Source organism: Acidovorax sp. KPB24-03 (genome assembly GCF_057546605.1).
This window is the reverse complement of sequence record NZ_BAAJYR010000149.1, coordinates 1-8,915: the sequence shown is the minus strand read 5'-3', so window position 1 is coordinate 8,915 and position 8,915 is coordinate 1. Positions and strand designations below refer to the sequence as shown.

10 protein-coding genes and 1 pseudogene are annotated in these 8,915 nt (G+C 65.1%); 5 read left to right on the top strand and 6 right to left on the bottom strand.

Annotated features, from left to right (window positions below; translation table 11 throughout):
* A pseudogene (locus AC27KI_RS15200) lies at positions 1-685 on the bottom strand (esterase-like activity of phytase family protein); the annotation flags it as partial.
* Between the two features lie 190 nt (positions 686-875).
* On the opposite strand from AC27KI_RS15200, the gene AC27KI_RS15195 reads away from it, so the two are divergent.
* A complete protein-coding gene (locus AC27KI_RS15195; protein WP_284408148.1) occupies positions 876-1,382 on the top strand; it encodes a hypothetical protein in 507 nt (168 codons plus the stop codon).
* A 40-nt stretch (positions 1,383-1,422) separates the two neighbouring features.
* Here AC27KI_RS15195 and AC27KI_RS15190 read toward each other — a convergent pair whose 3' ends face one another.
* Entirely contained in the window at positions 1,423-1,983 is a 561-nt protein-coding gene (locus AC27KI_RS15190; protein WP_487114556.1) for a hypothetical protein, read from the bottom strand.
* 378 nt (positions 1,984-2,361) lie between these two features.
* Here AC27KI_RS15190 and AC27KI_RS15185 point away from each other — a divergent pair, with 378 nt between their 5' ends.
* Positions 2,362-2,580 (top strand): hypothetical protein, encoded by a 219-nt coding sequence (locus tag AC27KI_RS15185; RefSeq protein ID WP_487089915.1) that lies wholly within the window; start codon positions 2,362-2,364, stop codon positions 2,578-2,580.
* A gap of 115 nt (positions 2,581-2,695) precedes the next feature.
* Here AC27KI_RS15185 and AC27KI_RS15180 read toward each other — a convergent pair whose 3' ends face one another.
* The 3 genes from AC27KI_RS15180 to radC form a co-directional block, all read right to left on the bottom strand.
* On the bottom strand, positions 2,696-3,193 hold the full coding sequence (locus AC27KI_RS15180; RefSeq protein WP_487089914.1) for a hypothetical protein: 498 nt from the start codon (positions 3,191-3,193) through the stop codon (positions 2,696-2,698).
* Entirely contained in the window at positions 3,193-4,161 is a 969-nt protein-coding gene (locus tag AC27KI_RS15175; protein ID WP_487114554.1) for a hypothetical protein, read from the bottom strand. The genes AC27KI_RS15180 and AC27KI_RS15175 overlap by 1 nt, the downstream gene beginning before the upstream one ends.
* Positions 4,162-4,343: 182 nt before the next feature.
* Complete coding sequence (gene radC / locus AC27KI_RS15170; protein WP_284405454.1) at positions 4,344-5,057, bottom strand: RadC family protein; 714 nt, start codon at positions 5,055-5,057, stop codon at positions 4,344-4,346.
* A gap of 94 nt (positions 5,058-5,151) precedes the next feature.
* Here radC and AC27KI_RS15165 point away from each other — a divergent pair, with 94 nt between their 5' ends.
* From AC27KI_RS15165 to AC27KI_RS15155, 3 genes are all read left to right on the top strand, one after another.
* Entirely contained in the window at positions 5,152-5,640 is a 489-nt protein-coding gene (locus AC27KI_RS15165) for an FKBP-type peptidyl-prolyl cis-trans isomerase (RefSeq protein ID WP_284408153.1), read from the top strand.
* 4 nt (positions 5,641-5,644) lie between these two features.
* Positions 5,645-6,640, top strand: coding sequence for a 4-hydroxy-3-methylbut-2-enyl diphosphate reductase (gene ispH / locus AC27KI_RS15160; RefSeq protein WP_284427615.1), 996 nt, complete (start codon positions 5,645-5,647; stop codon positions 6,638-6,640).
* 247 nt (positions 6,641-6,887) lie between these two features.
* The gene (locus tag AC27KI_RS15155; protein ID WP_272567714.1) at positions 6,888-8,210 is read left to right on the top strand and encodes a hemolysin family protein; all 1,323 of its coding nucleotides are present in this window, start codon (positions 6,888-6,890) and stop codon (positions 8,208-8,210) included.
* 156 nt (positions 8,211-8,366) lie between these two features.
* Here the strand turns inward: AC27KI_RS15155 and AC27KI_RS15150 are convergent.
* Positions 8,367-8,915: CBS domain-containing protein (locus tag AC27KI_RS15150; RefSeq protein ID WP_487114552.1), on the bottom strand; the 549-nt coding region annotated here is incomplete at its 5' end.

Sequence of the window (8,915 nt, the reverse complement as noted above, 5' to 3'; positions counted from 1 at the left end):
CCGTCCTGGACCCAGGCTGTTCCATGGCCAGCAGGCCTGCGCGTCCGGCGACAGCGCCAGCCCTTCCAGCGTCGCGTTGGCGCGCGGCCCGCGCCGGAAGTCGGGCACCCGCCCGAACGCCGTGGGCAAGGGCAGTTCGCGCACCCACGCGCCATCGGCCCGGTGTTCGCGCCACTGCGGGCCGAAGCCGCGCGCGAAGTCGCCCTCGCTGGTCCACAAAAAAAGTGCGCCCGCCCGGCAGCCAGCGCACCGCTTCGGCATCGGGCACGTCCACATCGGGCGCGGCGTGCCGCGGCGCAGGGTAGGGCGCGCCATTGGCCTGGCGCAGCGGTGCGGTGCCGGTGATCGCGGGGGTCTCCAGGTGCATGGCGGTGTAGCGCAGCGTGGCGGTATAGACGCGCGCCGGCTGCAGGGCCGAGCGGTCGTCGCTGATGAGCAGCCAGCGGTCCTGCACCGGGTCGTAATCGATGCCCGAGATGCCGCCGAAGGTCGTGCCCAGCACCTCGCTGCCGGGGGCGATGGCGGCGGTGCCGATCAGGCGCAGCGCGCCCGGCGCGGTGGCTTCCGGCTCAAGGCCCTGCCGCGCGCCCGTGCAGGCCACCACCAGCACGGCCGATCCCGCAAGGCCGGCAACCCACCCTCCCCAAGGGCGTTTTCTCGAAGGCTTCCGGCGGGTGTCTGGCATGGCGCGCAGTGTAGGTGCGCCGGGGGCAGGCCCGGCTGCGGGCCAATCCATCGCAGGCACTTGCCGGCAAAAAAGGGCGCCAAAAAACCACCATTTAAAACAGAACATGATGGTACAGTTATGGCCGGTGTCTGGCTTTGGCTGGGCCCCAGCGAGCCTTTTCCTCCATCCCACAACCGACCCATTGGCCATGAACACCTCCCTCAAAACCTTGTCTCTCCTGTCCACCCTGCTGGCCGCCGCCGCGCTGTTGTCCGCGTGCGGCGGGGGCAGCGATTCCCTGGACGAACGCGCGGCGTCGCTCACCGTGACCAATGCCTCGGTCAGCGGTCTGGACGGCTCGTACGGCAACGGAAACATCAACGCCAGCGAGGTCACCAAAATTGCCGCCACCGGCACGGCCCCCGAGCTGTGCAGCTTCACCTTCGACGGCGCCGACCGGGTGGGTGGCGACGGCACCGCCTCCGGCACGGTGCGCTACGCCACCAATGCCGACTCGCTCTACCGGCTGGTCCTGAACGTGCGCGGCCGCGAGTTCGCAACCGCCAGCGGCGACGGCGACGACACCGACGTGCACCACAGCCGCGACTACCTCGAGATCGTCAACAAGCGGCTGACGGCCACGGACGGCACGGGTGACACGCTGCGCGTGACCGGGCTGCTCACCCTGCGTGGAAATCGGCCGGCCGGGTGCTGAGCGGAGGAGGCGGTCGCTCGCCCGCAGGTGTGTTTCTTGGCTATCTGGAAGCGCCAGGAGTGACGGCCAAGCGGGCCTGCTCCTTGACCCATTCGATGGTCTGGCCTTTGACGCACCACTGCGTGTCGAGCACCCAGTCGTTGGACCACTTGTTGGGGTTGCCCCGCAAGATGTTGCAGGGGGAGTAGCCCAGGCTCGGCATGAAGAAATGTTGGGCGATGCCCGTGATGGGAACCAGCCACATGCCAACGAATGCGCCCAGCATCACGATGATCATGGCTTGTTCGACTGGTTTGACGATGCGTTCATTCAAGGGAATGGCGCGCATGCCGCCCACGACCATCCCCAGAATCAATAACGCTGCCAAGAACGGGCTCACTAGCATGCCCGGTGTAACTTGCACTGCGGGCGCGCGGTATGCGATATCCAAGATGGTCGGCACCATGATTTCTGCCGTCATCCAGAAGCAGCCTGCAATCGCTGCCGAAAAAAGAGGAATGATCCAAAGCAACCCCTTGCGGAGTTTTTGAACGGCGAACATTGTTGGATCGATGGTGCGCACGTCGCGCGCACGCTTTCGGCGTGGTCGTATATCGGACATGAATCGGTCTCCAGCGCAATCAGTGTGCTGGCATGGCGCTATTTAATTAATAGCAAAAAGGCGGAATGTTGCAGCGATCGCCTCTATGGCTTGCCGGGATGACGGGCTATGCGCGCTTGCTCGTTCACCCACTCCAGGCTCTTGCCTTTGGCGCACCAAGCAGGGTCGCGCACCCAGTCCGTGAACCACATAGTGGGGTGGCCCTCTAGTTCCGAACACATCGAGTAACCGATGCCTGGCATGTAAAAGCGTTGGATGACCGAGGTGGCCGGGATTAGGAACATGGCCACGACTCCACCTAAGACTGCTGCCTGGAATGCGCGTTCGAAAGGCTTGATCGCGTGGTCACTCACGGGAACCGCTCGCAGGCATCCCACGATGATTCCCAACAAGGAGAATGCCGCGCAAAACGGCGCAACCCAAACCCCGGGCGTGATTCGAACAGCGGAAGCGCGATTCACAACATTCACAATGGCCGTCACCAGGATGTCTGCTGTCATCCAAAGACAACCTGCCGCGAGCCCTAAAAAAAAGCGGGATGCCCCAGATGAGCGCCCGGCGAATTTTTTTCACATCAAACATATTTTTGATTTTTAGGCGCGGCTGGAACCTCAGGAACTGAATCCGGAAAAATAAGCTGGTAGCGCAGTCAGTGCGCTGGCCTGTAGCTATTTAATTAATAGCAAGTGAACTGGTGTGGTAGCGGTCGCACCTATGGCGTGCCTGGGGGAGCGGTCGCGCCGGCCTGCTCGTTCACCCATTCCAGGCTCTTGCCTTTGACGCACCAGGCTGGATTACGCACCCAGTCTGTAAACCAAAACGTGGGGTTGTCTTTCAACTCGGCGCACATCGAGTACCCGTTGCGGGGCATATAGACGCGTTGGAGCACAGACGTCACGGGTATCAAGACCATTGCGACTACACACACCCCGACAGCGGCAATGAATGCACGTTCGAAGCGCTTGATGTTCCTGGCGTTCAAAGGAACGGCCCGGGTGCTTGCAACCAGAATCCCCAGGATGCAGGCGATGCCGACAAAAGGGATCAATTGGAGCGAAGGCGCAATACGGACCACCGGCGCTTTGGATGTGATTGCCTCTATGGTGGGCAGGATTTCGTGGACTGTCAGCAAGTAGGCGCCGGCAATTAACCCCAAATACAGCGGCACGCCCCATATCAGGCTCTTTCGGATTTGCTGAATGTCGTTCATTAGATCGTGTTCCGGTCAACAGGCATCGCTAGTATCTGCCGCAGGAGATTCGGCAAAGCCAGTCCCGCACGCTGCGGTCGATGGCACGCCCTGCCTCCACCTTTTTTTTGCTCGATGGCATTGCGCAGATCGTCCTGCCAAGACTGGGTTTTAGTGTCTATGTAGTACATGCCCTGCGCCGTCTCTTCCGGGAGCATTTTGAGGGCAGTGATCACTTGGTCTTTGATGCTGTAGCGGCGGTCCAGTACATTCAGGCCGATGCCAGTGGCGAGTGCAACCACCGCCATAAAACCGAGAGGAACGACCGCAACCGCAGTCATCGAAGTGCCTACAAACGCAGCCGCGCCATAGGCCACCAGGGCGCCAAGCCCTCCCTTGACGGCTTCTACGCCGATGCCGCCCACCAGGTCGTACATGGTCTTCTCGTCGTTGAACATGAAGTCCATCACCTCAAGTCCTGTGGAGACCACCACGCCCAGAATAAAACCGCCCTTGGCAATCCCCTGCAAACTCTTCATCCCCAATCCGAGCTGCAGCATCTTAGGATTGGTCGCCAGATACCGCGTTCCCTGCAGGGCACTGCTGCGCTGGGCCGAGTACCCCTTGATGATGATGTACGTGCCCGTTGCCGTGGTCTTGATGTAGCTGCCGATGCCGGCCATGCCGATGGCGTTCAGCGTCTTTGTGATGGCAAGCATGTCATTGGCCCCCTGCGCTACGGGCCCGACCCACGGCTCGCTGGCATTCGGGCTGAATTCTTTCTGCCAGTACTGCCCGAACGTGGACTGCGACAGCATCTTGCGCAGGTTGAATTCCAGGGCGGCATTGCGCCTGGCCTTGTCCTGCAGGATGCTCATGTACTGGCCCTGCGTCAGCACCAGCACGTCCACCTGGTTCCTGTCCATGGACTGGGCCAGGGTCTGTCCGTAGCCGACGTTGAAGAACGTGGCCGCGAGTTCTGCGCTCATTCAATCCCCCCTTCGAGATCGCGTTTTTTATTGGGGGCGAATGCTAATCGGAAAAAGCGAAAAAGTGACTTTCGAGCAATTGAATTGATTAACCAATTGTTAATCAATCGGCAATGCTGCGCGGCGAGGGGGCTGGAGTCGGCAGGCAGGCCGCCACCCCGGCAGCCCAGCCCGCGAGGGTCCTACAGCAGCCCGGATTCGGCCATCGACAGCGCGTTGCCGGGCGCCACGATCACGTGGTCGAGCACGCGCACGTCCACCAGCGCCAGGGCGTTCGTGAGGGTCTTGGTGAGGTTTTCATCCGCGCGGCTGGGCTCCACGCTGCCGCTGGGGTGGTTGTGGGCCAGCACCACGGCGGCGGCGTGGTGGTGCAGGGCGCGCGTGACGACTTCGCGGGGGTACACGCTGGCATGGGTGAGCGTGCCGCGGAACATTTCGTCCAGGGCGATCATGCGGTTCTGGGCGTCCAGGAACATCACGGCAAAAACTTCGTAGCCTTTTTTTGCCAGATGCAGTTGCAAGTAGTGCTTCACAGCCGTGGGGGACTCGAACGCCTCACGCTCGCTCAGTTGTTCCGCGAGCGCCCGCCTTGCCAGCTCCAACACGGCCACCAGTTCGGCCCGTTTGGCAGGGCCGAGGCCCTTGATGCGCCGCAGGTCATCGGCGCTGGTGTGCAGCAGCCCGCTGATGCCGCTGAAGCCTCCGGTGGGTTTGCCCGTTGCCGAATCCACGGTGGTGGGTGCCAGCAGCTCGCACGCCATCTCCATCACCCCTTTGCCGGCGATGCCCGTGCGCAGGATGATCGCCAGCAGTTCCGCATCCGACAGCGCGGCAGGGCCCCGCTGCAGCAGCCGTTCACGGGGCCGGGCGTCGGCAGGCATGGTTTTCATGAGCATGGTGCGGCAGGTCCGGTAAGGGCGGCGGCATGGCCGCGCGCGGGGCAGGGAATGGGCGGGTTTCTACAATGGCGGCCAGTTTATCGGGACTCTCATGACCACCCTCGCCCCCACCTCCCTCGTTGCCTCTCCCGCCGCCGCTCCCACCGTGCAGGCCGGTTCCTTCCTGACCCTGCACTACCGTCTGGCCGGCCCGGCGGGCGACGTGATCAACACCTTCGGCGACAAGCCGGCCACCCTGTCGCTGGGCGCGGGCGAGTTGTCCCCCGCCATGGAGCAGTGCCTGATCGGCCTGCCCGAGGGCACCCGCACCACGTTCACCCTGCCCGCGGGCGAGGCCTTCGGCGACCGCAACCCCGACATGCAGCAGTGGGTGGCGCGCAAGCTGCTGGCCGAGCTGGGCGATCCCGACGAGCGCTACACGGTGGGCGACGTGGTGCAGTTCCCCACGCCGGACGGTCTGGGCAGCTACGCGGGCGTGGTGCTGGCGGTGCGCGAGGACGGCGCGGTGCGCTTCGACTTCAACCACCCGCTGGCGGGGCAGCCGGTCACCTTCGAGGTGCAGCTCATCGGGGTGCTCTGACGCCATGCAAAAACCCCAGGAAATCGTTCTGGCCGAGCCGCGCGGCTTTTGCGCGGGCGTGGACCGCGCGATCGAGATCGTCGAGCGCGCGCTGCAGAAGTTCGGCGCGCCCATCTACGTGCGCCACGAGATCGTGCACAACACCTACGTGGTGAACGACCTCAAGGCCAAGGGCGCGATCTTCATCGAGGACCTGGCCGATGTGCCGCCGGGCTCCACGCTGGTGTTCTCGGCCCACGGCGTGAGCAAGGCGGTGCAGACCGAGGCGGCCGAGCGCGGCTTCAGCGTGTTCGATGCGACCTGCCCGCTGGTGACCAAGGTGCACGTGGAGGTCGCCAAGCTGGCCAAGGAGGGTTACGAGTTCATCATGATCGGCCACAAGGGCCACCCGGAGGTGGAGGGCACCATGGGCCAGCTAGACCACGGCATCCACCTGGTGGAGGACGTGCAGGACGTGGCCCGGGTGCAGCCCGGGCAGACGGCCAAGCTGGCGGTGGTGACGCAGACCACGCTGTCGGTGGACGACGCGGCCGAGATCAGCGCGGCGGTGCGCGCGCGGTTCCCGAGCGTGCGCGAGCCCAAGCAGCAGGATATCTGCTACGCCACGCAGAACCGGCAGGACGCGGTCAAGGTGCTGAGCCCGCAGGTGGACCTGGTGATCGTGGTGGGCAGCCCCACCAGCTCCAACAGCAACCGGCTGCGCGAGCTGGCGGCGCGCCTGGGCACCCGGGCCTACATGGTGGACAGCGCCGAGGAGCTGCGCGCCGAATGGTTCGAGGGCGTGGCCCGCGTGGGGCTGACGGCCGGGGCCTCGGCGCCCGAGATTTTGGTGCGCCAGGTGATCGACCGCATCAAGGCGCTGGGCGCCGTGTCGGTGCGCAAAATGGACGGCATCGAGGAGACGGTGAAATTCCCGCTGCCCAAGGGCCTGCGCATCGATGCGGCCACGGGGCTGGCGATCACCGAGCGCACGCCGGAGACGGGCCCCGCAGGGCATTGAAATCGATTGGCCATCGGTTTGCTATTAATTGAATAGCTATATGCCCTAGTACTTATTGCGCTGGAGGCCATTTCGATGCATGGTCTACGGCGCCTGCCGCAGGCCCTGTTCCGGCAGGGACAGGGCGCAAATACCACGCTGGCACCCCAATGTCCCTACGCGGGCGGCCCTTATGACCCCACGTCGGGTGTGACTTCTTACAATTTGCGGTTGATTCACTCTGAGGGAACCCATCCGTTCCCTGTCTATGGAAATAGCAATACTGTTCGCCCTCATCCTGCTCAATGGCCTGTTTGCCATGTCGGAACTGGCGCTGGTCACGGCGCGCAAGACCCGGCTCCAGAAGCTGATCGATGAGGGCGATAGCGGCGCGGTCGCTGCCGTCAAGCTGGGCGAAGACCCGACCCGATTCCTCTCCACCATCCAGATCGGCATCACCTCCATCGGTGTGCTGAACGGTATCGTCGGCGAAGCCGCGCTGGCCCAGCCCCTGGGCGAATGGCTGCGCACGCTGGGGCTGGAGGCCAAATACGCCAGCTACCTGGCCACCGGCCTGGTGGTGATGCTCATCACCTACTTCTCCATCGTCGTGGGCGAACTCGTGCCCAAGCGCCTGGGCCAGAGCCATCCGGAAGTCATCGCCCGCCTGGTGGCGCGCCCGATCAACTGGCTGGCCATCGCGACCAAGCCGTTCGTGAAGCTGCTGTCCATGTCCACACAGGGCCTGCTGCGCCTGCTGGGCGTGAAGGAGAACAACGCCAGCGCGGTGACTGAGGCCGAGATCCACGCGGTGCTGGCCGAAGGCACGAGCGCCGGCGTGATCGAGTCGCACGAGCACCAGATGGTGCGCAACGTGTTCCGCCTGGACGACCGCCAGATCGGCTCGCTGATGGTGCCGCGCGCCGATGTGGCGGTGCTGGACGTGGAGGACTCGTTCGAAGAGAACCTCAAATGCATCGAGGAGTCGGACCACGCGCGCTTTCCCGTGGTGCGGGGCGGCATGGAGAACGTGCTGGGCGTGCTGAACGCCCGCCAGTGGCTGTCTCGCTCGCTGCGCGAGCAGGCGCGCGACCTGGCCACGCAGCCGCTGCAGACGGCGCTGTACGTGCCCGAGACGATCACCGGCATGGAGCTGCTGGACAACTTCCGCCAGTCCGACCTGCACATGGCGTTCGTGATCGACGAATACGGCGAAGTGCAGGGCATCGTCACGCTGCAGGATTTGATCGAGGCCATCACGGGCGAATTCCACGCCCGCGACCCCGAAACCTCCTGGGCGGTGCAGCGCGAGGACGGCAGCTGGCTGCTGGACGGCCACATCCCCGTGCCCGAACTGAAAGACCGCCTGAACCTGGACGCTGTGCCCGAGGAAGACCGCGGCCGCTACCACACGCTCAGCGGCATGGTGATGCTGCTGACCGGCAAGCTGCCCCGCGTGACCGACACGGTGCAGTGGGAGGGCTGGCAGTTCGAGGTGGTGGATATGGACGGCAAGACCATCGACAAGGTGCTGGCGAGCCCGCTGCCCTCGGTGGAGATCGCCGAGCCCGAGGCGATTTCAGCCGAGTGATCCGCTGAGCGATTCGCCCATCGGGGGCGCGGCCCGTGGCGCCAGCTGCGGGCTGACTCGATTCATCAAGAACCCGCGTGGCTGTCAGGCCCCGCGGGTTTTTTCATGCGCGGTGGCGGTGCTGCGCCGCGGCAGCGGCTGGCGCCGCGGGCCGCTTCAGCTCCAGAGGTCCAGGGGCGGGTCGGCCGCGACGGCGCGAAGGATGTCGGTGCGCGAGATGAAGCCGGTCATGGTGCCGGCCTCGTCGGTCACCGGCAGGCCGGGCAGGCCGGTGTCGAGCAGCACGCCCGCCACGCGGCGCAGTTCGGTGTCGGCGGCCACGGTGGGCACCGGGCTCACCATGATCTCGGAGACGGGCCGGCGCGCCAGATCGATGGCCGCCTTCACGCTGCCGGGCTCGGGCAGCAGATCGAGCGGCGCCATGTCGGCGCGCAGCAGCAGCCCGACCACGTGGCCCGCGGCGTCGACCACGGGCGCCTGGGCGATGCGGTGCTCCGCCAGCGTGGCCCAGGCGTCGTTCACTCGGATGTCGGGCGGCACGGTGAGGGCGCCCACGGTCATCACGTCCTGCACGCGCGACAGCGGCTGGCGGGGCACCTGCGGACCCTGCTCGGTCTGCGCGTAGGCGCTCACGGCCTCCTGCGCGCGCAGGTTGCGACCGGGGGCGGGGTCGGGGGCCGGCGGCGGGGGACCGGGGGGAACGGA

Coding starts and splice junctions, on each gene's coding strand:
- AC27KI_RS15195 (WP_284408148.1), top strand. CDS start 876: ATGAACACCTCCCTCAAAACCTTGTCTCTCCTGTCCACCCTGCTGGCC.
- AC27KI_RS15190 (WP_487114556.1), bottom strand. CDS start 1,983: ATGTCCGATATACGACCACGCCGAAAGCGTGCGCGCGACGTGCGCACC.
- AC27KI_RS15185 (WP_487089915.1), top strand. CDS start 2,362: ATGATTCCCAACAAGGAGAATGCCGCGCAAAACGGCGCAACCCAAACC.
- AC27KI_RS15180 (WP_487089914.1), bottom strand. CDS start 3,193: ATGAACGACATTCAGCAAATCCGAAAGAGCCTGATATGGGGCGTGCCG.
- AC27KI_RS15175 (WP_487114554.1), bottom strand. CDS start 4,161: ATGAGCGCAGAACTCGCGGCCACGTTCTTCAACGTCGGCTACGGACAG.
- radC (WP_284405454.1), bottom strand. CDS start 5,057: ATGCTCATGAAAACCATGCCTGCCGACGCCCGGCCCCGTGAACGGCTG.
- AC27KI_RS15165 (WP_284408153.1), top strand. CDS start 5,152: ATGACCACCCTCGCCCCCACCTCCCTCGTTGCCTCTCCCGCCGCCGCT.
- ispH (WP_284427615.1), top strand. CDS start 5,645: ATGCAAAAACCCCAGGAAATCGTTCTGGCCGAGCCGCGCGGCTTTTGC.
- AC27KI_RS15155 (WP_272567714.1), top strand. CDS start 6,888: ATGGAAATAGCAATACTGTTCGCCCTCATCCTGCTCAATGGCCTGTTT.